The 22,097-nt window shown below is 63.4% G+C and carries 19 protein-coding genes and 1 pseudogene; 12 read left to right on the plus strand and 8 right to left on the minus strand.

Going from position 1 to position 22,097, the window contains the following annotated elements:
• The first annotated feature begins 61 nt into the window (after positions 1–61).
• From ilvD to BRAD3257_RS13605, 5 genes are all read left to right on the plus strand, one after another.
• A complete protein-coding gene (gene ilvD, locus BRAD3257_RS13585; protein ID WP_122402247.1) occupies positions 62–1,756 on the plus strand; it encodes a dihydroxy-acid dehydratase in 1,695 nt (564 codons plus the stop codon).
• A 94-nt stretch (positions 1,757–1,850) separates the two neighbouring features.
• Positions 1,851–2,696, plus strand: coding sequence for an ABC transporter ATP-binding protein (locus BRAD3257_RS13590; protein WP_122406547.1), 846 nt, complete (start codon positions 1,851–1,853; stop codon positions 2,694–2,696).
• On the plus strand, positions 2,693–3,478 hold the full coding sequence (locus tag BRAD3257_RS13595) for an ABC transporter permease (protein WP_122402248.1): 786 nt from the start codon (positions 2,693–2,695) through the stop codon (positions 3,476–3,478). The genes BRAD3257_RS13590 and BRAD3257_RS13595 overlap by 4 nt, the downstream gene beginning before the upstream one ends.
• Entirely contained in the window at positions 3,475–4,242 is a 768-nt protein-coding gene (locus BRAD3257_RS13600; RefSeq protein WP_122402249.1) for an ABC transporter permease, read from the plus strand. The genes BRAD3257_RS13595 and BRAD3257_RS13600 overlap by 4 nt, the downstream gene beginning before the upstream one ends.
• 28 nt (positions 4,243–4,270) lie before the next feature.
• Positions 4,271–5,317, plus strand: a complete 1,047-nt coding sequence (locus BRAD3257_RS13605; RefSeq protein ID WP_122402250.1) for a 2,5-dihydroxypyridine 5,6-dioxygenase NicX family protein — start codon at positions 4,271–4,273, stop codon at positions 5,315–5,317.
• On the opposite strand, the gene BRAD3257_RS13610 is transcribed toward BRAD3257_RS13605, so the two are convergent.
• The 5 genes from BRAD3257_RS13610 to BRAD3257_RS13630 are packed head-to-tail and all read right to left on the minus strand — an operon-like array spanning position 5,314 to position 11,032.
• Complete coding sequence (locus tag BRAD3257_RS13610; RefSeq protein ID WP_122402251.1) at positions 5,314–6,306, minus strand: 3-hydroxybutyryl-CoA dehydrogenase; 993 nt, start codon at positions 6,304–6,306, stop codon at positions 5,314–5,316. The two genes, BRAD3257_RS13605 and BRAD3257_RS13610, sit on opposite strands and share 4 nt — an antisense overlap.
• A gap of 3 nt (positions 6,307–6,309) precedes the next feature.
• Positions 6,310–7,398: an NAD/NADP-dependent octopine/nopaline dehydrogenase family protein gene (locus BRAD3257_RS13615; RefSeq protein ID WP_122402252.1), complete on the minus strand. Its 1,089-nt coding sequence runs from the start codon at positions 7,396–7,398 to the stop codon at positions 6,310–6,312.
• Positions 7,395–8,930, minus strand: coding sequence for a class I adenylate-forming enzyme family protein (locus BRAD3257_RS13620; protein ID WP_122402253.1), 1,536 nt, complete (start codon positions 8,928–8,930; stop codon positions 7,395–7,397). Before BRAD3257_RS13620 ends, BRAD3257_RS13615 begins: the two co-directional genes overlap by 4 nt.
• 2 nt (positions 8,931–8,932) lie before the next feature.
• Positions 8,933–10,222 carry an acyl-CoA dehydrogenase family protein gene (locus tag BRAD3257_RS13625; protein WP_122402254.1) on the minus strand — a complete coding sequence of 430 codons (1,290 nt, stop codon included), beginning with the start codon at positions 10,220–10,222 and terminating at the stop codon, positions 8,933–8,935.
• A 12-nt stretch (positions 10,223–10,234) separates the two neighbouring features.
• Positions 10,235–11,032: an alpha/beta fold hydrolase gene (locus tag BRAD3257_RS13630; protein WP_244607945.1), complete on the minus strand. Its 798-nt coding sequence runs from the start codon at positions 11,030–11,032 to the stop codon at positions 10,235–10,237.
• Positions 11,033–11,241: 209 nt separating this feature from the next.
• Between BRAD3257_RS13630 and BRAD3257_RS13635 the strand changes: the two genes are divergently transcribed.
• From BRAD3257_RS13635 to BRAD3257_RS13650, 4 genes are all read left to right on the plus strand, one after another.
• Positions 11,242–12,003, plus strand: coding sequence for an SDR family NAD(P)-dependent oxidoreductase (locus tag BRAD3257_RS13635; protein WP_122402256.1), 762 nt, complete (start codon positions 11,242–11,244; stop codon positions 12,001–12,003).
• Between the two features lie 38 nt (positions 12,004–12,041).
• On the plus strand, positions 12,042–12,878 hold the full coding sequence (locus BRAD3257_RS13640) for an enoyl-CoA hydratase family protein (protein ID WP_122402257.1): 837 nt from the start codon (positions 12,042–12,044) through the stop codon (positions 12,876–12,878).
• A gap of 101 nt (positions 12,879–12,979) precedes the next feature.
• On the plus strand, positions 12,980–15,331 hold the full coding sequence (locus BRAD3257_RS13645; RefSeq protein ID WP_122402258.1) for a bifunctional salicylyl-CoA 5-hydroxylase/oxidoreductase: 2,352 nt from the start codon (positions 12,980–12,982) through the stop codon (positions 15,329–15,331).
• 51 nt (positions 15,332–15,382) lie between these two features.
• Positions 15,383–16,633: a flavin-dependent oxidoreductase gene (locus BRAD3257_RS13650; protein WP_122402259.1), complete on the plus strand. Its 1,251-nt coding sequence runs from the start codon at positions 15,383–15,385 to the stop codon at positions 16,631–16,633.
• 9 nt (positions 16,634–16,642) lie between these two features.
• Here BRAD3257_RS13650 and BRAD3257_RS13655 read toward each other — a convergent pair whose 3' ends face one another.
• Complete coding sequence (locus tag BRAD3257_RS13655; protein WP_018643141.1) at positions 16,643–17,098, minus strand: cupin domain-containing protein; 456 nt, start codon at positions 17,096–17,098, stop codon at positions 16,643–16,645.
• Positions 17,099–17,125: 27 nt separating this feature from the next.
• Positions 17,126–18,301, minus strand: coding sequence for an ABC transporter substrate-binding protein (locus BRAD3257_RS13660; RefSeq protein ID WP_162500569.1), 1,176 nt, complete (start codon positions 18,299–18,301; stop codon positions 17,126–17,128).
• A gap of 249 nt (positions 18,302–18,550) precedes the next feature.
• Between BRAD3257_RS13660 and BRAD3257_RS13665 the strand changes: the two genes are divergently transcribed.
• The 3 genes from BRAD3257_RS13665 to BRAD3257_RS13675 all read left to right on the plus strand — a co-directional run bounded on the left by BRAD3257_RS13665 (position 18,551) and on the right by BRAD3257_RS13675 (position 21,389).
• Positions 18,551–19,069 carry a MarR family winged helix-turn-helix transcriptional regulator gene (locus tag BRAD3257_RS13665; protein ID WP_162500193.1) on the plus strand — a complete coding sequence of 173 codons (519 nt, stop codon included), beginning with the start codon at positions 18,551–18,553 and terminating at the stop codon, positions 19,067–19,069.
• 148 nt (positions 19,070–19,217) lie between these two features.
• The gene (locus BRAD3257_RS13670) at positions 19,218–20,909 is read left to right on the plus strand and encodes a benzoate-CoA ligase family protein (RefSeq protein ID WP_122402260.1); all 1,692 of its coding nucleotides are present in this window, start codon (positions 19,218–19,220) and stop codon (positions 20,907–20,909) included.
• A 15-nt stretch (positions 20,910–20,924) separates the two neighbouring features.
• Positions 20,925–21,389 carry a RidA family protein gene (locus BRAD3257_RS13675; RefSeq protein ID WP_174221568.1) on the plus strand — a complete coding sequence of 155 codons (465 nt, stop codon included), beginning with the start codon at positions 20,925–20,927 and terminating at the stop codon, positions 21,387–21,389.
• 287 nt (positions 21,390–21,676) lie between these two features.
• On the opposite strand, the pseudogene BRAD3257_RS13685 reads toward BRAD3257_RS13675, so the two are convergent.
• Positions 21,677–22,047, minus strand: a pseudogene (locus BRAD3257_RS13685) (BON domain-containing protein); the annotation flags it as partial.
• Positions 22,048–22,097: the final 50 nt, after the last annotated feature.

Below are 22,097 nucleotides of genomic sequence, written 5' to 3' on the forward strand. Positions count from 1 at the left end.
ATCGCGCGTAAGATCGTGGCGTGCCGGATCATCCGGGACGCTGCATGAAGAAGATGCAAATATGAAGAAGTTGCGATCACGGGTTACAACAGACGGGCTCGACCGAGCCCCGCATCGTGCATTCATGCGCGCCATGGGGCTCGACGACGCCGCGATTGCCAAGCCGATGGTGGGCATTGTCAGCATGAAGGGCGAGCAGACGCCCTGCAACATGACCCACGACTTCCAGGTGGCTGCGGCCAAAACTGGAATCGAGGAAGCCGGCGGCACGCCGCGCGAGTTCTCGACCGTCTCGGTTTCCGACGGCATCAGCATGAACCACGAGGGAATGAAGTTCTCCCTGTTCTCTCGGGAGCTGATCGCCGATTCGATCGAAGCCGTCGTCCAGGGGCTGGCCTACGATGCGCTGATCGGATACGGCGGATGCGACAAGACCCTTCCCGGCGTGATGATGGGCATGGTTCGCTGCAACGTGCCGTCTATCTTCATCTATGGCGGCAGCTCGCTGCCGGGCCGCGTGGATGGGCGTACGCTGACGGTGCTCGACTCCTATGAGGCTGTCGGCAGCTTCATGACTGGCGACATCGACGGCGCTACGCTTGAGCGGATCGAGCGTGCTTGCTTGCCGACCATCGGCGCGTGCGCCGGCCAATTCACCGCGAACACCATGGGCATGGTCTCCGAGGCGATGGGGTTGACTATTCCCAACGTCTCCATGGTGCCTGGTGTCTATGCGGAGCGTGCGCAGATCTCGCAGCACGCCGGGCGGCTGATCATGGAGATGCTCGCGCGTGGCGGACCGTTGCCGCGCGATATCGTGACGCGGAAATCCCTGGAAAACGGAGCGGCGATCGTTGCCGCGACGGGCGGCTCGACCAACGCCGCGCTGCACCTTCCGGCGATTGCGAACGAGGCGGGCATCGCATTCACAATCGATGACGTGGGTGAAGTCTTTGCCAGGACGCCGCTAATCGGGAATCTGCGCCCCGGGGGCAAGTACACGGCAAAGGATGTCTATGACATCGGTGGCGCGGCGGTTGTGATCCGCGAGCTGATCCAGAGCGGCCATATCGATGGCAGCTGCCTGTCCGTTACCGGTCGCACGCTTGCTGAAGAATATGGCGCGGCTAACGCACCGGACGGAGAGGTTGTCCAGTCTGTTCGTGCGCCGATTATGCCTGACGGCGGTGTGGTGGTGCTGAAGGGAAATCTCTGCCCCGATGGCGCGGTGATCAAGGTCGCGGGCCTGAAGAGCCAGTTCTTCGAAGGCGTGGCGCATGTTTTCGAGGATGAAGAAGCTTGTGGCGTAGCGGTGCGTGAGCGCAGCTACAAGGCCGGCGAGGTCCTCGTGATCCGCAACGAAGGCCCGGTCGGCGGACCCGGCATGCGCGAAATGCTCGGCGTCACCGCACTGATCTACGGGCAGGGTATGGGCGAAAAGGTGGCGCTGATCACCGATGGCCGGTTCTCCGGCGCGACCCGCGGCATGTGCATCGGCTACGTGGCCCCCGAGGCATTTGTTGGCGGTCCGCTGGCGCTTGTTCGCGACGGTGACAGGATCCGGATTGATGCCGCAAACCGGCGGATGGATCTCCTGCTCGATGAGCAGGAACTCACCGCGCGGCGCCGCGATTGGAAGCCGCGTCCGCCGCGTCACCGTGCGGGTGCGCTTGCAAAGTATGCGCGACTGGTTGGACAGGCGCCGGGCGGAGCCGTGACGCATGAAGGCCCGGCAGAATGGCCGTGGTTCGAATGACGCACTGGACGGGTGCGAAAACGACGACCCGTCTGGCAGGCTTCTTGCTAAGGTCGTGCCGCTGAATGTTCGTGCGCGTGAGGCGAAAGACAGGATGACGGTAGTGCCTGCAAGATCGAGCGAATGGATGAGACCGGTGAACTCACAAGAGCCGGCTTCTGCAATCATCGAGATCGATCGTGTCTCCCAGGTCTTTCAAACCTCGGCGCGCAAGGATCATTTGGCGCTATCGGACATCTCGCTGACGATCGAGGAGGGAGCCTTCGTCTCTATCCTAGGTCCGTCCGGCTGCGGCAAGTCGACACTGCTCTATATCGTCGGCGGTTTTGTCCGCCCGACCAGCGGCATGGCGAAAATCAGGGGACACACGATCACCGGGCCGGGTCCGGATCGCGGACCGGTGTTCCAGGAGTTTGCCCTGTTTCCCTGGAAAACCGTGCTGGGCAATGTGATGTATGGCCCGCGTCAGCAAGGTGTGCGCACCGCCGAGGCCGAGGCGCAGAGCCGGGCCTTGATCGAGATGGTCGGCCTCAAGGGCTTCGAGAATTTCTATCCCAAGGAATTGTCGGGTGGCATGAAGCAACGCGTGGCACTGGCGCGCACACTCGCCTACCAGCCCGAAGTGCTGCTGATGGACGAGCCGTTCGGTGCGCTCGACGCGCACACACGGACGCGCCTGCAGAACGATCTTCTGAACATCTGGGAGCGCGACCGCAAGACGGTGCTGTTCGTCACGCATTCGGTCGACGAGGCCGTCTTCCTCTCGGACAAGGTCGTCATGATGTCGAAATCGCCCGGCCGAATCCGACAAGTCATCGACATCGATCTGCCGCGACCGCGCCGCCGCAACGAGCTGCTGCTGGATCCGCGCTACCAGAAGTACGTCGTCGATATCGAGCGCATGTTCGATGAGAGCGACGAAGCCGGGCCTTTCTCATGATATCGTCGGCTGTCTTGACCAGGCGGGCTGCTCCGGTGCTGGCCTGCGTCGGATTGCTGGCAGTGTGGCAGGTCGCCTCGCTTGCGCTGAAGAACGACAGCTTCCCCACGGCGATCGAGGCGATCCGGGCAATTCCCGACATTCTCGGCGACAGGGAATCCTTGACCAACATCCTGGCTTCGCTTCGCCGCATGGCGATGGGTTTCGGTGTGGCGGTGCTGGTTTCGATTCCGCTGGGTCTGTTGATGGGACGCAGCCGGGGCATCGCGGCCTTCTTCAATCCGCTCCTGATGGTGATTTATCCGGTGCCGAAGGCCGCCTTGATGCCGATTATCATGCTCTGGCTGGGCGTTGGCGACGCCACGAAGACACTGGTGATCTTTCTGGGCGTCAGCCTTCCCGTGATCTATCACAGTTTCGAGGGTGCCAAGGCGGTCGAGGAGAAGATGCTGTGGTCGGGTGCCGCGATGGGGCTTTCGTCTGCGAAACGCCTGGTGCGGATCGTGCTGCCCGCGGCGCTGCCGGAAATCCTGACCGGATGCCGCACGGGATTGGTGCTGGCGCTGATCACGATGATCACCAGCGAGATGATCGCCCGTCAGTCGGGCGCCGGCAACATCCTGTTCAATGCGCTCGACATGGGCCAATACGACACCGTCTTTGCGATGATCATCATCGTGGGGACAATGGGAATTTGCCTCGACGCGATTTTCGAAAGTGTTCGTGCCAGACTCGTGCGTTGGTCCGAGCCGCAGTTCGACATGCCGCTGAGCTTCTCATGATGTCGCGCCTTCTCTCCCCAAACGTCCTTCTCGGCGTTGCGCCGATCGCGCTGATCCTCGCCCTGTGGCAGGGCCTGGTGTCATTCGGCCTTGCGCCCGCGGTCTTGCTGCCGCCGCCGGGCTTCGTCTTCAGCCGGCTGCTTCAGCAGCTCGTGACGTTGACGTTCCAGCAGGAAATCGCAGCAACGCTGATTCGCCTGTTTGCCGGGTTTGCGATTGCGGTCGTGCTCGGGGTCAGTATCGGCATCGCCGCCGCCGCCAATCCGGCGATCAACGCCGTGGTTCGTCCGATCGTCCGCGTCTTGGCGCCGTTGCCCAAGGTCGCGCTCTATCCGGCGCTCCTGCTTTTGCTCGGGTTCGGTCACGGATCGAAGGTCACATTGGTGGCCGCAGACGCGCTCTTTCCCATTCTGCTGTCGACCTATTATGGTGCATCGACCGTCGAGCAGAAGCTGATCTGGTCGGCTATGGCAGCGGGAACACCACGCTATGAAATCCTCTTCAAGGTGGTGCTGCCTGCGGCGATGCCATCGATCCTGACTGGGTGCCGGATCGGCCTTGTCATTTCCTGTATCGTGGTGTTTCTGGCCGAGATGATCACATCGACGGATGGACTAGGCCACGCGCTCGTGACGGCGGCCCGCACCTTCCAGGCAGTGGACATGTTCGTCCCGCTTATCACGATATCGCTGCTAGGTTTGATCCTGAATGGCCTGCTGGGCGCCGTGCGATCGTACCTGCTTCGGGGTTTTCCCGAAGCGTAACGAACAAATAGAAGACCGGGAGAGAACCATGCTGGCTGATCGCATCGAAGCAAAATGGATTGACGCATTCTGCGAGATCTTTGAGCGATGCGCCGTCAAGGCCGGCGATACCGCGGCGATCCTCTCGGAAACCCAGTCGCGTGCGTTGAACGTGCATCTTGCGGAGCTGGCCCTGCTGCGCATGGGCGCGCGGCCGTTTCACTTGGTGATGCCGACACCGCGTAACCGTCATGTCGTTCCGGTGCGCTCCACCGGCGCGAGCGAGGCAATGCAAAAGCTCCGGCCAGTCATCACGGCGCTTCAGCAGGCCGGGTTTGTGGTGGATTGCACCATCGAAGGCCTGATGCATGCGGGGGAAACGCCCGAGATCCTCAAGGCCGGCGCGCGGATCCTGGTGATCTCCAACGAGCATCCCGAAGCGCTGGAGCGCATGGTGCCGGATTCCGCGCTTGAGAAGCGCGTTCGCGCGGCGGCGAAGATGCTGCGGGGGACCAAGCGGATGCGGGTGACCTCGAAGGCCGGCACCGCGCTCGATGTCGACATGGTCGGCGCTTCGACGGTTGGTGTGTGGGGCTGGACCGACAAGCCCGGCACGCTGGCACATTGGCCCGGCGGTATCGTCGTCAGCTTCCCCAAGAGCGGGACCATCAACGGCACTCTGGTGATGGCGCCTGGTGACATCAATCTCACCTTCAAGCGCTACCTGACATCGCCCGTGAAGATGACGTTGAAGGACGATTATGTCGTCGAGCTGGAAGGCGAGGGCACGGATGCCGCGATGATGCGCGCCTATCTCGCTGCCTGGGGAGATCGCGAAGCCTATGCGGTCTCGCATGTCGGCTTCGGCATGAACTCCGGCGCGCGCTACGAGGCGCTGTCGATGTATGATCAGCGCGACACCAACGGCACCGAGATTCGGGCCGTCTCCGGCAATTTCCTGTTCTCAACCGGCGCCAATGAATTCGCCGGCCGTTACACGGCGGGGCATTTCGATCTGCCGATAATGGGCACGACCATCGAGCTCGATGGCGTTACGGTGGTCCGGGAGGGCGTGCTCCAGGACGTCTTTGGCTAGTTGCGGTCGAGCACCGGGGGGCGCGCTAGTCCGAAGTGTCGGAGGAGATCGACCATGGCCTGGAGCCGCTTCGCGCGATAGACGTCGACGTCGAGCCCGGAATAATCGAGAAAGCCTGCACCGGTGCGCAGGCCGATCCGGCCTTCATGCATGTTGCGTGAAATGACATCCGGTGCCCGATAACGCTCGCTGCCGAGCGCGCCTTCCAGATATCTGCTTGCGTAGTATAGGATGTCGCCGCCGCCCCAATCGATGAATTCGAGCAGGCCGAGCACGGCGTAGCGGAAGCCGAAACCGTAACGGATCGCCTTGTCGATCTCCTCGGCGCTGGCGACCCCTTCCTCGACCATGCGAGCGGCCTCGTTCATCGCCAGCGCCTGGATCCGTGGAACGATGAAGCCGGGCGTCGCTGCACAGACCACCGGGACCTTGCCGATGCCTTCGAGCAGCGCCTTGACCTCGTCGACGACGATGGGATCAGTGGCTCTGCCGGGCGAGATCTCGACCAGCGGGATCAGATAGGCCGGGTTAAGCCAGTGCACGTTCAGGAAGCGGCGAGGGTTAACGATCGCGCCGGATAGATCATCGACGAGGATGGTCGAGGTTGTCGACGCGATGACTGTATCCGGACCGACCTGCTTTGAAGCCGCCCCGAGCACCTCGCGCTTGAGCTCGACGACCTCAGGAACGCCCTCGAAGACCATCCCGGCGTCGGATAGTGCTTCCTCGCTTTGGCCGGCCGCGATCACTGAGACCCGTGCGACAAGGGGATCTACATCTGCCTCGGTCAAGAGCCCCAGCTTCGCCAGGCTGGCAAAGGTCGTCCTGACCTCGCCAAGCGCATCCGCTTCCAGCTTGGCGAACTCCGCCGCGGAGCGCGCCTTGACGTCGACCATCGTGACCGCATGTCCCGCATAGGCGAACGCGACGGCGATGCCGCGTCCCATGCGGCCGGCGCCGAGACAGGCGATATTGACGCGATTGGTCATCGATCAGAATCCGTTGCGAAGCAGCGTCTGCAGTTCGGCCTTGCTGAGATCGCCAAGACCCAGTGTTTCGAGCGTCCGGCCACTTCGCGCAAAATCTTCGCCACAGACAGCGCCGCCAATCGACAGAAATGCCTTGGCCAACGGCGTGGCTACGCCAGAAAGGCCAGCGACGGAGACCAGCAGCGACAGCCCGAGCCGCAGATCCTCGCGCATGTAGCGATGTTCGGTCAGCACTATCCGCTCTCGCCAGTCGCCGGAATCGGTCAGACGATCATGCGAACCGCGGCCATACATCCAGATCTCGCCTTCCTTCGCGTAGTGATGGGCGAGCGGGAAATGCGGCGCGCCGTAGCCGAGCGCCTCGCGCACCGCGATGCGTTCGGCGTCGAGCGCGTCGGTGACCCGGCGAATCGCGGCTTGTGTGCCTTCCTTGTGAATGTCCCAGCGTTCGAAATGCTCGATCGGGCCTGCGTTCATCACGATCAACGGCGGATGAATGATCGGGCCTGCGTTCATCAGCGCGCCGGATAGCGCATCTCCGCACGGTTCGATCACGCCCGGGAAAGCGCGTCCGATGATTTCGAGTGCATGCGGCGCCTGATCAAGCGGGAACACACCGACGGGCAGGCGCTTGGCGCGGATGGTGATCGCGACCTCGAACGTTCCGTGCTTGCGGGTCAGCCAGGGCAGCGTGCCGGTTTCGGCAAAGCTCACCCTGGCGTGGTTGCCGACATCCCGTGCCGCTTGGGCGAAGATCATCGAGCCGAACGTCGCCGGCGGCAGAAATACGACCTGACCGTCCCGCAGATGCGGGGCAAGCAGACGGGCAATATCCGGCTGCGCGAAGGCCGGGGCAGGGCACAGGATCAACTCCGTTCCGTCGACGGCTTCGGCGATCTCGGTCGTGACCAGCGCGAGCTTCAGGTCGTGACGGCCGTTATGATCCTTGACCAGGATGCGCGAGCCGGCGGCGCGGTGTGCTGCGACTTGACCGGCATCGCGGCGCCAAAGCCGCACCTCATGCCCCGACAGAGCAAAATCGCCCGCGGCCGCGAAAGAGCCGTTTCCCCCACCTAGAACTGCGATCTTCAAGATGCTTCTCCTTGCGCGCGGGACTGCGCATCAAGCTGCTTCAGTACGAAATGCTGGACCTTGCCCAGTGCCGTCCGCGGCAGATCGGTGACGAAGACGATCTCGCGCGGCACCTTGTAGCGCGCGAGTTGTGCCTGAAGATGCGCCCTCAATTCGTCCGCTTCGAGCCGGCAGCCGGATCTCGCAATGACATAGGCGATCGGCACCTCGTCCCAGCGCGGGTCGGGCCGGCCGATCACGGCGCATTCGCTGACATCAGGATGTTCGAGCAAAACGCGCTCGACCTCGGCCGGGTAGACGTTTTCCCCGCCTGATATGATCATGTTCTTCTTGCGGTCACGGACCCAGAAATAGCCGTCGGCATCGCACAGGCCGATATCACCGGTGCGGTACCAGCCGTCGTGCAACGCGTCGCGCGTTGCGGCCTCGTTGCCCCAATATTCAAAGAACACGTTGGGCCCGCGCACCGCGATCTCGCCCGGCGTGCCCGTAAGGACTTCGTTGCCGGCCTGATCGATCACCTTGGCTTCGCAGCACAAGCCGGCAAGGCCGGTCGATCCCGCGCGCGAAAGGTCGCCGCCAAGCCGCGTGTAGACGGCGATCGGGCAGGTTTCCGTCGAGCCATAGACCTGAAGTACCGGGACATCGCGCGCGACGAAACGCTCGATCAGGTGAGGAGGCACGATGGTCGAGCCGGTCGCGATGGCCTTGAGTGACGAAAGATCAGTGGTCGGCCAGGCAGGATGCTCGCTCACCGCCTGCAGGATCGCAGGCACCATCACCGTGAGTGTCGGCCGTTCCTGTTGGATGGCCGCAAGCGCGGCATCCGGCGCGAAGCGCGCATGGACCGTGACCGTCGCGCCCAGCTGCAGCGCCGGCGTGGTCTGGATGTTGAGGCCGCCGACGTGGAAGAACGGCAGCACAGTCAGCACGTGGTCGTCGGATGTCATGTTGTGCATGTGCTGGCTCATGACGCCATTCCAGAACAGCGCCTCCTGGCGCAGCACTGCGCCTTTCGGCCGCCCCGTCGTTCCTGAGGTGTAGACGATGAGGAGCGGGCAGGAGAGGTCGGTGTGAGGGGTGCGGCCGCTGCCCTGGCTGCGAGCCAGCAGAGCTTCAAATGTCACACCGCGAGGTGGCGGGAAGTCGAGACCGACCACGGATGTCTCCGGCGCAGTCTGCCCAAGCTCGGCAAGCACTCCGGAAAATGCCTGCTCGAGCACCAGGACCTTGGCGCCGGCATCGCCGAGAATGAATAGCTGCTCGGCAACGGCCAGCCGCCAGTTTAGCGGCAGTAGGATCGCGCCGAGCCGCGCGCACGCGTAGAGCAGGACCAGATAATCCGGCCGGTTCAGGCTCAAAATCGCGACCCGGTCGCCGCGGCCGACGCCGAGCTGTTGCTTCAACGCCGTCGCGGTCCGTTCGATGCGCGAGGCGAATGCCGCGTAGCTCAGCTGCTCGCCTTCGAAGGCAATGGCTGTCTTGTCTGGCGCGAACGCCGCATTGCGGTCGATCAGGCTACAGAGGTCCACCGTCAGTCGTCCGTTTCGCCGGCCTCGTACAGCGCTTCGCGCCCGATTCGGTCGAGGCAGAGCTCGGCGGTCCAGGGCAGCATCAGCGAGCCGCAGCGGCTGTCGCGATAGATCCGCTCCAGCGGCAGCGAGCGAAGCATGGCCTGACCGCCGCAGGTGCGGATCGCTAGCGCGGCGAGCTCATTGGCGCCCTCCATCACCGAATATTGCGCGGCATAGGCGCGCAGAACCTGCTCCTTGGTCGGATTGGCGCGTGCTTCGGTCACTGCCTGAAACCAGATTGTCTTGATCTGCTCCAGCTTGATCTGCATCTGCGCGACCGCGATCTGCTTGGTCGGGTACATCCGCCGTTTGACCGGCGGCATGCCCGGAACCTCGCCGCGCAAGTAACGTACGGTGAAGTCATAGGCGGCTTGTGCGAGACCCATATAGGTCGGCGACAGCGTCAGGAACATGTGCGGCCAGCGCATCGCGGCCTGGAAATAGACGCCACGGGGCATCAGCGCGGAATCATCCGGCACGAACACGTCCTTGAACAGAAGCGTCCGTGAGACCGTGCCGCGCATGCCTAGCGGATCCCAATCGCCGACGACGGAAACACCTTCCGACTTGGCGGGAATCGCAAGGTAAAGCGTGTTGCGGCGCGAAGCCTTCTCGCCTTCCTCAATCTCGGTGCAGAGCACGCCGTAATAATCGGCATGACCCGAGAGCGACGCAAAGATCTTCTTGCCGTTGATGATCCAGCCGCCTTCGACCGGCCTTGCTTCCGTGCCGAATGCGACCCCACCGGCAGCCGCCGCGCCTCCTTCGGAGAAGGGCTGCGAATAGATTGCGCCATCCTCGACGATGCGCTTGTAGTGGACTGCGCGCCGCCGTTCGTGCTCGGCGCGCGTCTCTTTGTCCATGTCGAGATCGTCGGCAAGGGGACCCGACCATAGCGTCGAACAGACGTGCATGTTCCATGTCAGCGCGGTCGCACCGCAATAGCGGCCGATCTCGGCGGCCGCCAAGGCATAGGTCTGATAGTTCGCGCCGAGGCCGCCGTGCTTCTTGGGGACGGCAATGCCGAGCAGGCCGACGCGATGCAGGTCGCGATAATTCTCAGTCGGGAAGATCGCCTCGCGATCGTAGGCCGCCGCGCGCGTAGCGAACACGCTCTGGCCGATCTCGCGGGCGCGCGTGACGATGCCGGCCTGCTCGTCGCTCAAGCGGAACGCGACAGGATCGAAGATCGGCGCATCCAGCGCAACCTTGTTGGTCGTGCCGATCGTCTTGCTGACTTGCATGGTCATCGCGCAGTTACCTTAGGCTTTGGTCGCGAGAGAGTTCAGAAACCGGGCGAGAGCGCCGTCAAAGGCACCGGGGCGTTCGAGATTGGCGAGATGGCCCACGCCGGCGAGCTCGACATATTCAGCTCCCGGAATAAAGGTCGCCGTCTTTGCCATCATCGGCGCAGGCGCGTTGTTGTCCTTTGAGCCGGACAGCAGCAGGGTGGGAACGGAGATATTCCCAAGCGTGCTGCGCTGATCGAAGCCGATGAGAGCCAGCATCATGGCGCGATAGCTGGCCTCAGGCACGCTCCCCATGCATTCGCGGGCAAGCTCCATCCCGTTCGGATCCGGATCGTCGCCGACGAGTTCCTTCACCAGCGACGGGGCCAGCGACTTCATCGTCTCCCCGCGCTCGAGCGGCCCGAGCCGCGCCGCGACGAATGATTTCTGCCAGTCGCCGTCGGCCTTGCCGAAGGCCGGGCTGGTCTGCGCCAGCACGACCGCGCGTGCCAGTTTGGGAAACTGCACCAGCCACCTTTGGACGATCATGCCGCCGATGGAATGGCCGATCAGAACAGGCCCGCTGACGCCGAGTTGCTCGATGAACTGCTGGAGTGCTTCCGCCAGGGCAGCGATGCTGACGCTGGCGAGCGGCGCCGATCCGCCATAACCCGGCATATCCCATGCGATCGCGCGGAAACGGTCGCCGAAGTTGGCAAGCTGCCGCCGCCAGGCCCGCGCCGCGCCGCCGATGCCATGCAGGAAGATCAGAGGTATCGCGCCCGGATCGCCCGCGGCCTCATAGGCGAAGCGTCCGTCCTTTGTTATCATTGGCACAGGCTGCGACACGCGACATCCTTTTTGCTGGGCCCTTCGATGCTAACAGGCTTGCCGGCGATGGGAAGCGATAATTTTACACTTAAAGCAATTTTCGGGCCGGGCGCCATGCGGGCGTTCGCGATGTCGATCGGCGCTTTCGTTGCAAAAACTTGAAGGTTAAAATATATCGGGGAACGATCAGCAGCCCAGGGAGCCAGCGCATGTCCGGATTGCCGCATTCGCCGCATGCGCTGGTGACCGGAGGCGGTCGCGGCATCGGCCGTGCGATAGCTGCTTCTCTGGTCGGCGCTGGCGCGACCGTGACCGTGCTTGGCCGAAATGCGGCGGTTCTCGAAGAGGCGGTCAATGCAGGTGCCGCGCACTTTGCGGCTGTCGCTGATGTCTCGAACGAAACGTCACTGAAAGGCGCCATTGCCGCGGCAAGTGCGCGCAAGCCGATCGACATTCTCATTGCCAATGCGGGCAGCGCTGAATCGGCGCCGTTTGCGAAATCGGATACCGCCCTTTTTGCGCGCATGATGGATGTCAATTTCATGGGCGTGGTCCACGCCGTCCAGGCTGTGCTGCCGGGCATGAAAGATCGTCCCTATGGCCGCATTGTCGCGGTTGCGTCCACGGCCGGGCTCAAAGGCTACGCCTATGTCAGCGCATACGCTGCCGCTAAGCACGCCGTGGTCGGGTTCGTGCGGTCCCTTGCCCTCGAGATGGCTGGAAGCAACGTCACCGTGAATGCGGTATGTCCCGGCTTCACCGACACCGATCTCGTTGCCGGCAGCATCGAGAATATCATGAAGAAGACGGGGCGTAGCCGCGAGCAGGCCGTCGCAGAGCTTGCGAAACACAATCCGCAAGGGCGCCTGATCACGCCTCAGGAGGTCGCTGACGCGGTTCTCTGGCTGTGCGGCGAGGGCGCCGGCGCGATCACCGGACAGGCGATCGCGGTTGCCGGTGGTGAAATCTAAGCTGCGCAAGGCCCGACCAAGGAAGCCAAGGAGATCGCATGAGCAGACCCGCCAATCCCGTCACCGTGCCGCTTGCAGACTATTCGCCGCAGCACTTCCTGCTGGCCGTGGTCGACGGCGTTGCCACGGTCACGCTCAACCGCCCCGAACGAAAGAATCCCCTGACGTTCGAAAGCTACCGGGAATTGACCGATTTCTTCCGTGCCTGCGCTTTCGACGACGCGGTCAAATCCATCGTCGTCACCGGTGCCGGCGGCAATTTCTCGTCCGGCGGCGACGTGTTCGAGATCATTGGTCCGCTCGTGAAGATGGACACCAAGGGGCTGACCGCCTTCACGCGGATGACCGGCGACCTCGTCAAGGCGATGCGGGCCTGCCCGCAGCCGATCGTGGCCGCGGTCGAGGGCATCTGCGCCGGGGCCGGGGCGATCATCGCCATGGCATCGGACATGCGCCTTGCGGCAAGCGGGGCGAAGGTGGCGTTCCTGTTCAACAAGGTGGGGCTGGCCGGCTGCGACATGGGTGCTTGTGCGATCCTGCCGCGCATCATCGGGCAGTCCCGCGCCTCCGAACTGCTCTACACCGGCCGGTTCATGACTGCGGAAGAGGGCGAGCGCTGGGGCTTCTTCAGCCGCATCGTCACGCCGGAGCAGGTGCTGCCCCAGGCGCAAATTCTGGCGAAACAGATCGCCGAAGGGCCGACCTTTGCCAACACCATGACCAAGCGGATGCTCGCCATGGAATGGGCGATGTCGGTCGAGGAGGCGATCGAAGCGGAGGCCGTTGCCCAGGCGCTGTGCATGACTACGGCGGATTTCGAGCGTGCTTTCGAGGCGTTCGCCAACAAGGTCAGGCCGGTCTTCAGGGGCGACTGAGCCGGCCGCTATTATCCTGAGCCAAGCCAGGAATGGGGCTTGCACGAAATTATTTTAGGCTTAAAATAGTTTTCATGGCCGGTCGAATTGGCGAGGCTCCCATGAAAGTCGCGATCATCGGTGGCGGACCTGCGGGTCTTTACGCGGCAATCCTGCTGAAGAAGCAGCGGCCAAGCGCCGACGTCGCCGTGTATGAGCGCAACCGCGCCGACGACACCTTCGGCTTCGGCGTGGTGTTCTCGGATGCGACGCTCGATAATTTCGAGAAGCACGATCTTCCGAGCTACCGCCGCATCACCCAGGAATTCGCCTATTGGGACGACATCGCCGTGCATTTCCGCGGCACGGTGCACCGGGTCGGCGGCAACGGCTTTTGCGGCTGCTCGCGACGCAAGCTGCTTTTGATCCTTCAGGAGCGTGCGCGAGAGCTTGGCGTCGCGCTGCAGTTCGAGGTGGACATCGGCGATGAATCCCGCTTCGCCGATGCCGATCTCATCCTCATCGCCGACGGCATCAACAGCCGTTTCCGCGAGAAATACGTCGATCATTTCCAGCCGGAGGTCGACGTCCGCTCCAACAAGTTCGCCTGGATGGGATCGACCAGGCCGCTCGATGCCTTCACCTTCATCTTCCAGGAAACCGAGTGGGGCCCGTTCATTGCCCATGCCTATCAGTATGAGGCTGGGCATTCGACCTGGATCTTCGAGACCGATCCTGAAACGTTCGAGCGGGCGGGGCTGACAGGGCTGGACGAGGCTCAGTCCGCCGCGCGGATGGCAGACATCTTCGGCTGGTTCCTCAATGGGCACAAGCTGCTGACGAACCGCTCGATGTGGCGCAACTTCCCCATGATCCGCAGCAAGCGCTGGGTCAAGGACAACATGGTCCTGCTCGGCGACGCCAAGGCCAGCGCGCATTTCTCGATCGGCTCGGGCACGAAGCTTGCGATGGAGGATGCGATTGCGCTGGCCGAAGCCATGGAGAGTGCGCCCAGCATCGAGGCGGCGCTGCAGATCTACGAGAACGGCCGCCGCGAGGAGGTCGAGAAGACGCAGCATGCCGCCGACGTCTCGCTGGTCTGGTTCGAGCACGTCGACCGCTTCTGGAATTTCGACCCGGTGCAGTTCGCCTTCGGCGTCATGACGCGCTCGAAGGCGATCACATATGACAATCTGAAGCTCCGCGCGCCGGATTTCGTGGCGGAGGTCGACAAGTCGTTTGCCAGGCAGGTGCGCAGCAGCGGCTTCGATGTCGACACCGATCGGCCGATGGTGCCGCTGTTCCAGCCGTTCCGCTTGCGGGAGATGAGGCTCGCCAATCGCGCGGTGATGTCGCCGATGTGCATGTATTCGGCGCGGGAGGGTGTGCCGACCGACTTCCACCTCGTGCATTACGGCTCGCGCGCGATCGGCGGTGCCGGGCTGATCTTCACCGAGATGACCTGTGTCAGCCGCGACGCCAGGATCACCCCCGGCTGCGCAGGCCTGTGGAACGACGAGCAGGAGGCCGCGTGGCGGCGCATCGTGGATTTCGTCCACGCCAATTCGGCCGCGAAAATCTGCCTGCAACTGGGCCACGCCGGCCGCAAGGGCGCAACCAGGTTGATGTGGGACGGCATGGACCGTCCCTTGGAGCAGGGCGGCTGGGAAGTTTTCTCGGCCTCACCGCTACCTTATTTTCCCGACAGCCAGGTGCCGCGTGAGCTCGATCGCGCCGGCATGAAAGCGGTGAGAGACGCTTTCGTCGCGGCGGCCGAGCGCGGCGAGCGCTGCGGCTTCGATATGCTCGAATTGCACTGCGCCCACGGCTATCTGCTCGCGAGCTTCATCTCCCCTCTCACGAACACCCGTACGGACGAGTATGGCGGCGCGCTCGAAAATCGGCTGCGCTTCCCGCTCGAGGTCTTCGAGGCGCTGCGCGCGGTGTGGCCCTTGCACAAACCGATGTCGGTGCGCATCTCCGCAACCGACTGGGCGGACGGTGGCATCACCGGCGACGACGCCGTCGCCGTAGCGCGCGCTTTCGCCGAGGCGGGTGTCGATCTCGTCGACGTCTCGACCGGTCAGACCGTGCGTGATGCGCAGCCCGTCTACGGGCGCATGTTCCAGACGCCCTTTTCGGACCAGGTCCGCAACGAGGCGCGCGTGGCCACCATGTGCGTCGGTAACATCACCACGGCTGACCAAGCCAACACGATCTTGGCCGCCGGCCGGGCGGATCTCGTCGCACTCGGCCGTCCGCACCTGGTCGACCCCTTCTTCACCATGAAGGCGGCGGCCTGGTATGGGGCAAACGACGCTTTCTGCCCCCCGCAATATCTGCCCGGCAAAGATCAGATCTTCCGCAACAGCGTGCGCGACCGGCAGGACCTCGAGGAGCTGAGAATTAAGGCTAAGCCCAAGACCCGGGCCGAGCTCAAGGCGGAGGCGACAAAGCCGCTTGCGGCGGAGTGACCGCCCGTGCGACGTTAACCCATTGCCTGTGTTTCGAGTGGAGTTAGGGCGATGAAGGCGATTATCGTCGGCGGCGGTATCGGTGGCCTCACCACGGCATTGATGTTGCGCTCGCGCGGCCTGGATTGCGAGATCTACGAGCAGGCCGACACCATTCGCGAACTCGGCGTCGGCATCAACACGCTGCCGCATGCCATGCGGGAACTGGCCGGGCTCGGACTGTTGCAGAAGCTCGACGACGTCGCGATCCGCACCGATCAGCTCTATTATCTCAACCGCCATGGCCAGGAGGTCTGGCGCGAAGCCCGCGGCATCGACGCCGGTCACGACGTGCCGCAATTCTCGATCCACCGCGGCCGGCTTCAGGGCGTCATCCATCGCGCGGTCGAGGAGCGGCTCGGCGCGAACGCAATTCACACCGGCTGCCGGCTTGGTGCTTTCACGCAGGACGAGGGCGGCGTCACGGCCTACTTCTTCGATCGCGCCGGCGCGCACGTCCACACCGCGCGTGGCGATATCCTGATAGGCGCCGACGGCATCCATTCGCGCGTCCGCGAGACGCTGTTCCCCAACGAGGGCCCGCCGTGCTGGAATGGGCTGATGCTGTGGCGCGGCGCCCGCGACTGGCCGCTGTTCCTCACCGGCAAGTCGATGATCGTGGCCGGGGGGCTCAATGCCAAGGTGGTGATCTACCCGATCGCGGAAGGATCGAGCCCGGCAAGCCGGCTGACCAATTGGGCGGTGCTGGTGAAGATCGGCGAGGGTAATGCCCCGCCACCGCGCAAGGAGGACTGGTCGCGCCCGGGCCGCCGCGAGGAGCTGATGCCGCATGTCGCGCGCTTCTCGGTTCCCTACATTGACGTGAAGAGCCTGATCTCGGCAACGCCCGAATTCTACGAGTATCCAACCTGCGACCGCGATCCCTTGCCCTATTGGTCGTCGGGCAGAGTCACGCTGCTCGGCGATGCCGCGCATCCGATGTATCCGGTCGGATCAAACGGCGCCTCGCAGGCGATCCTTGACGCGCGCTGCCTTGCGGATGCGCTGGTACGCGCCGAACACCCGCGCCAGGCGCTGCTGGAGTACGAGAAGAAGCGCCTGCCGATGACGGCCGAGATCGTCCGCTCCAATCGGCGCGGCGGCCCCGAGGGCGTCATCGACGCCGTCGAGCAGCTCGCGCCCGACGGCTTCGACAATGTCGACAATGTGCTGAGCTATTCCCAGCGCGAGGCGATCGTGCGGGGCTATGCCACGAAGGCCGGTTTCGCCGCGGTGCCGGGACTTGCGGCCGTGCGCGCTTAAGACAGGCTGCTAGCCGCCGGGCGGCGGCGGTAGGAAGTGGATGTTGAACTCGGCGGCCATCGCCACCACGTCCTCGGGCTTTTGCTCCTTCATGTTGTGAAGGCCCCAGAACAGGTCGAACAGCTTGCGGCTCGGGGAGACCCAGAACAGCACCTTTGCGGTCTGCTCCGACTTGTTGAAGATGCCGTGCGGCACGCCCATGCCGAGGCGGATCAGGTCGCCTGCCGTTGCCTGCGCTTCCGAATTGCCGAGCACGAAATCGAGCTTGCCCTCCAGCATGTAGAGATATTCATCCTGGTCGGGGTGAATGTGCGGCGGCACGAAGGTGCCCGGCGGCAGCGTCGCATGCCAGGAGAAACTGTTCTCGGCGTAGCTCTTCGGCACGTAGGTCTGGCCGAGGATGTTCCAGGAAATGCCCTGGATGCCCTCATTGGCGCGGGTGATGCCGGTGATTTCACTCTTCATTGCAGTCCTCCCGTAACACGCTTCGGCTCAGTTCGCCGCCTTGCAATCCTTGGCATAGCGATCGCCGTAATTCTCAAAGACCTTCTGCACGATCTCGGTCTGGAACTTGCCATCCGGACGCTTGGCCACCTTGGTCAGGTAGAAATCCTGGATCGGATAACCGTTGGTGTTGAACTTGAAGGCACCGCGCAGCGAGGTAAAGTCGGCCTTCTTCAAAGCGGCGGCGACCGCGTCCTTGTTGGAGAGGTTGCCCTTCACGGCCCTGACGGCGCTGTCGATCAGCATCGCGGCATCGTAAGCCTGGAAGGCGTAGGTGCCGGGAACGCTGTTGTAGGCGGCCTCGTAGGCGGCAACGAACTTCTTGTTCTGGGGATTGTCGAGATTGGGCGCCCAGTTCGCGCCGCCGAACATGCCGACGGCCGCGTCCTGCTGCGCCGGCAGGGTCGATTCATCCACCGTGAACGCCGAGAGCACCGGAATGGTATCGGCGAGCCCGGCCTGCCGGTATTGCTTGACGAGATTGACGCCGAGGCCGCCGGGCATGAACGTGAAGAGAGCATCAGGCTTCTGCGACGAGATCTTGGACAGCTCCGGCTGGAAATCCAGCGTATTCAGCGGCATGTAGGATTCCTCGACGATCTCGCCCTTATAGTCGAGCTTGAACCCCGCGACCGAGTCCTTGCCGGCCTGATAGTTCGGGACCATCAGGTACATGCGCTTATAGCCGCGATCCTGCGCGACCTTGCCGAGGATCTCGTGCACCTGATCGTTCTGATACGACGTCACATAGAAGAACGGGTTGCAGTCCTTGCCGGCGAAGGTCGACGGCCCGGCATTGGGACTGATCAGGAAGGTTTTCGATTCTGTGATGGGCCGGTGGATCGCCTGAAGGATGTTGGAGAAGATCGGGCCGACCACGAAGTCGACCTTCTCGCGCTCGAGAAGGCCCTTGACCTTCGTCACCGCTGCATCCGGCTTCAGCTCATCGTCGACGACGACGACCTCGACGTCGCGGCCGCCCATCTTGCTGCCGAGATCCTTCACTGCGAGCGTGAAGCCGTCGCGAACCTGTTGGCCCAGCGCGGCGGCAGGTCCCGACAGGGTCACGATCACACCCAGCTTGATTTTTTCCTGGGCGAGGGCAGGGGTCACCACGGTGCCGAGCAGCATTGCGGCTGCGGCTAAGGTCATTTGCGTCTTCATCATCTTCCCTCGCGTCGATTGGCTTGCGCTGCAAGCCACGTACTTCGATCCAAGCTTATGCCGATGACGGCCGCCGCGGCAAGCCGAGCTCGAGGCGGCTATCCCGCGGGCAGCTGCGCATGCAAGCGGCGCGCCAATTATTTGAAGCCTAAAGAAATTGACGTGCGGTCGATTATTGCAGCTTTGGACTTGCAGCCGGCGCCGATTTATTTGAAGCTCAAAACGTTGGGGAATCCGTGCCGGCGCCAAATGCCGGCCGTGAGTGACTGCAGCAACATGCTCGATTCCGAGACCAAGGCCGTCGAAACACCGGAGGACCACGCCGAAGAGCTTCGGCTGTGGCTGCGGCTCTTGACCTGCACGACGCTGATCGAGGGCGAGGTGCGCGGCCGGCTGCGGCAGCGGTTCGACGTCACGCTGCCGCGTTTCGACCTGATGGCACAGCTCGACAAGGCGCCTGACGGCATGACGCTGTCCGACGTCTCCAAGCGCATGATGGTCTCCAACGGGAACGTCACCGGTCTCGTCGAGCGTCTGGTGGAATCAGGCCATCTCGACCGGCGCACCTCGGAGACGGACCGCCGCGTCCAGGTGATCCGTCTCACAAAGCTCGGGCGTGCCGAGTTTCGCAGGATGGCTGCGGAACACGAGACCTGGATCGCCGATCTCTTCGCTGACCTCTCCCCGAAGGATGTGCGCGAATTGATGCGCCTCTTGGCCAAGACCAAGGCTTCGGCGCAGAAATCCGCCGCCCGGCGCCGGCCATAAACCGGCCGGCCGAGCAGACCGCCGATCCCCTTTGCCGCAGGAAAAAGCACGGCATGCCCAAAATCCGCTATTGCGCCAAATTGTTTTAAGCCTAAAATGTTTTCCCGATCGTGCTGCCGGGTGCAATCCATGCTGAAAGGAGCGTGCGATGGCCAACGCCGCCAAGATTCAAGTGTCGGGTCCGTGTGACGGCAATGCCGCGACGGCCCATGTCGATACGTTCGCGCAGCAGCATCTGCCGCCGCGCGAGCTCTGGCCCGAATTCATTTTCTCGCGGCCGGAGCTGCGCTATCCCCCGCGACTGAACTGCGTCAGCTATTTCCTCGATCGCTGGGTCGAGCAGGGCCAGGGCGATGCACCTTGCGTCATCAGCCCCGGCGTCAGCTACACCTATCGCGAGCTGCAGGCGCTGGTGAACCGCATCGCGAACGTGCTGGTCGGCAAGCTTGGTCTCGTCCCCGGCGGCCGTGTGCTGTTGCGCTCTGCCAATAACCCCATGATGGTCGCGACCTATCTCGCGGTGATCAAGGCCGGCGGCATCGTCGTAGCGACGATGCCGCTGCTCCGCGCCAAGGAGCTGTCCTATCCGATCCAGAAAGCGGCGATCACGCTGGCGCTGTGCGACGGAAAACTCTCCGAGGAGATGGAGAAGGCGAAGGCCGCAGCGCCCGGTCTCGAGCGCGTCGTCTATTGGGGCAATGACGCCTCCGATTCGCTCGAAGCGCTGATTGCGGATGCGAGCCCCGAGTTCAGGGCTCTCGATACCGCAGCCGATGACATCTGCCTGATCGCCTTCACCTCGGGCACCACAGGCGATCCCAAGGGCACCATGCATTTCCACCGCGACATGCTCGCGGTCTGCGATGGCTATGCGCGCAACATCTTGCGGGCCGAGCAGAAGGATCGCTTCATCGGCTCGGCGCCGCTCGCGTTCACCTTCGGTTTCGGCGGCGTGCTGTTCCCGATGCATATCGGCGCCTCCTTCGTGGTGCTGGAGAAGACCACGCCGGACGACATTCTGAATGCGATCGAGCAGTACAAGACCACGGTCTGCTTCACGGCGCCGACCGCATACCGGGCCATGCTCGGCAAGCTCGCAGGCCGCGACATCTCCTCGCTTCGCAAATGCGTCTCTGCCGGCGAAACGCTGCCCAAGCCGACATTCGAAGCGTGGCTGAAGGCCACCGGCATCAAGCTGATGGACGGCATCGGTTCGACCGAACTGCTGCACATCTTCATCAGTGCGACTGAGGACGAGATCCGCCCCGGCGCCACCGGAAAGCCCGTGCCGGGCTATGAGGCCAAGATCGTCGATGACGAGGGCCGCGACGTGCCGCCCGGGACGATGGGCCGCCTCGCCGTGCGCGGGCCGACCGGCTGCCGGTATCTCGCCGACGAGCGGCAGCGGAAATACGTCCAGAACGGTTGGAACATCACCGGCGACACCTATCTGATGGATGGCGATGGTTATTTCTGGTACCAGTCGCGCTCCGACGACATGATCGTGTCGGCCGGCTACAACATCGCAGGGACCGATGTCGAAGCGGCGCTGCTCACGCATCCGGCGGTCGCCGAGTGCGGTGTGATCGGCGCCCCCGACGAGGCGCGCGGCATGATCGTGAAGGCCTATGTCGTTGCCGCACCGGGCGTGACGCCTGACGCTCAGCTCGTGGCCGAGTTGCAGGAGCATGTCAAACGCGAGATCGCGCCGTATAAATATCCGCGCGCCATCGAATTTGTGACGCAATTGCCGAAGACCGAGACCGGAAAGTTGAAACGCTTTGCGCTGCGGCAGCTGGCGCAGGCCGCAGTGACGTCCTCAGGCGTCGCTGCGGAATGAGAGAAGGATAGAGAATTGTCTGTGACGACGCCGAAGGGCTCGCAACTCGCGGTGCTGCCGACAGCAGCCGAGGACGGGACGCGCATCAAGGCGCAGATCCTCCAGCCATCAGGCTGGCCGGTGCCGAAGGGGTATGCCAACGGCATGGCTGCCGAGGGGCGCATCGTCGTGACCGGCGGGGTGATCGGCTGGGACGCCGAAGAGCGTCTCGCCGACGGCTTCGTCGCGCAGGTGCGTCAGACCCTCGGCAACATCGCCGCGATCCTGGCCGAGGCCGGTGCCCGCCCCGAGCACCTCGTGCGTTTGACCTGGTACGTCGTCGACATGGACGAGTACCTGGCCAATCTGAAGGAGCTGGGCAGGGTCTACCGCGACGTCTTCGGAGCGCACTATCCTGCGATGGCGCTGGTTCAGGTCGTTCGCCTCGTGGAGAAGGCGGCGCGCGTCGAGATCGAAGCCACCGCCGTCATTCCGCGCTGAGCTTGGCCGCGATCGGCTCGCCTTGGTTAAGCCGCGATGAAATGAGGTATGATTGCGCAACGACGGAGGTGCGATCCCTCCAGCTTGCGGGAGAGGATTGGGGAGAGGGCGCTTCCGCAATGGGACAATCCTTAAGAGGAGAAAGCCCTCACCCGGTGCTTCGCCATAGCCGAGGCTTTGCCTCGGCGTGTTTGAGATGACGGCCGCCAGAGGCGGCCTACGCCTCTCCCGCAAGCGGGAGAGGTGAACGAGCCGCCACAATCGATTCATCCTAAGGCCATTTCGCATTAGCTCGCCTTGGCGAGCTCGTCGTCCTCGGGCGAGTTCAGATAGACGCCCGACATGGTGTCGATCCAACACAGATGGTCGTGCACCTTCGTGACGCCCTCGACGTTCTCCGCTGCGACGATCGCGGCCTGCCGTGCGCGCTCCGCGGTGATGACGCCGCTGGGATGAACGATACCGTCGCGTATGATGACGTTCAGCCCGAATGGACACCAGTCGTTCCTCTCCATGGTGTCGATGATGCGGCTGCGAATGTGATCGTCGTCCCGTTGTTTCGCTCCATGAGATCGACGATCTCCGCGAGCGCCGTATCTTCCGTGATGGTCGGAGGCTGGGCGTCATGGCCGCGCTCGACATGATCGGCCTGATCATGCCGGGTCGGAAGACCATTATCTGAAAAGTGTGAGGCGGTTTTCCGAGAAG

The sequence above is a fragment of the Bradyrhizobium vignae genome (assembly GCF_900324035.1).
GTDB lineage: Bacteria > Pseudomonadota > Alphaproteobacteria > Rhizobiales > Xanthobacteraceae > Bradyrhizobium > Bradyrhizobium vignae.

Excerpts from the sequence above, each read along its gene's own strand:
- BRAD3257_RS13665 (WP_162500193.1), top strand. The coding sequence starts at position 18,551 with ATGCCGGCCGTGAGTGACTGCAGCAACATGCTCGATTCCGAGACCAAG.
- ilvD (WP_122402247.1), top strand. The coding sequence starts at position 62 with ATGAAGAAGTTGCGATCACGGGTTACAACAGACGGGCTCGACCGAGCC.
- BRAD3257_RS13630 (WP_244607945.1), bottom strand. The coding sequence starts at position 11,032 with ATGATAACAAAGGACGGACGCTTCGCCTATGAGGCCGCGGGCGATCCG.
- BRAD3257_RS13605 (WP_122402250.1), top strand. The coding sequence starts at position 4,271 with ATGCTGGCTGATCGCATCGAAGCAAAATGGATTGACGCATTCTGCGAG.
- BRAD3257_RS13590 (WP_122406547.1), top strand. The coding sequence starts at position 1,851 with ATGACGGTAGTGCCTGCAAGATCGAGCGAATGGATGAGACCGGTGAAC.
- BRAD3257_RS13635 (WP_122402256.1), top strand. The coding sequence starts at position 11,242 with ATGTCCGGATTGCCGCATTCGCCGCATGCGCTGGTGACCGGAGGCGGT.
- BRAD3257_RS13670 (WP_122402260.1), top strand. The coding sequence starts at position 19,218 with ATGGCCAACGCCGCCAAGATTCAAGTGTCGGGTCCGTGTGACGGCAAT.
- BRAD3257_RS13645 (WP_122402258.1), top strand. The coding sequence starts at position 12,980 with ATGAAAGTCGCGATCATCGGTGGCGGACCTGCGGGTCTTTACGCGGCA.
- BRAD3257_RS13595 (WP_122402248.1), top strand. The coding sequence starts at position 2,693 with ATGATATCGTCGGCTGTCTTGACCAGGCGGGCTGCTCCGGTGCTGGCC.
- BRAD3257_RS13650 (WP_122402259.1), top strand. The coding sequence starts at position 15,383 with ATGAAGGCGATTATCGTCGGCGGCGGTATCGGTGGCCTCACCACGGCA.
- BRAD3257_RS13640 (WP_122402257.1), top strand. The coding sequence starts at position 12,042 with ATGAGCAGACCCGCCAATCCCGTCACCGTGCCGCTTGCAGACTATTCG.
- BRAD3257_RS13610 (WP_122402251.1), bottom strand. The coding sequence starts at position 6,306 with ATGACCAATCGCGTCAATATCGCCTGTCTCGGCGCCGGCCGCATGGGA.
- BRAD3257_RS13655 (WP_018643141.1), bottom strand. The coding sequence starts at position 17,098 with ATGAAGAGTGAAATCACCGGCATCACCCGCGCCAATGAGGGCATCCAG.
- BRAD3257_RS13600 (WP_122402249.1), top strand. The coding sequence starts at position 3,475 with ATGATGTCGCGCCTTCTCTCCCCAAACGTCCTTCTCGGCGTTGCGCCG.
- BRAD3257_RS13660 (WP_162500569.1), bottom strand. The coding sequence starts at position 18,301 with ATGAAGACGCAAATGACCTTAGCCGCAGCCGCAATGCTGCTCGGCACC.
- BRAD3257_RS13625 (WP_122402254.1), bottom strand. The coding sequence starts at position 10,222 with ATGACCATGCAAGTCAGCAAGACGATCGGCACGACCAACAAGGTTGCG.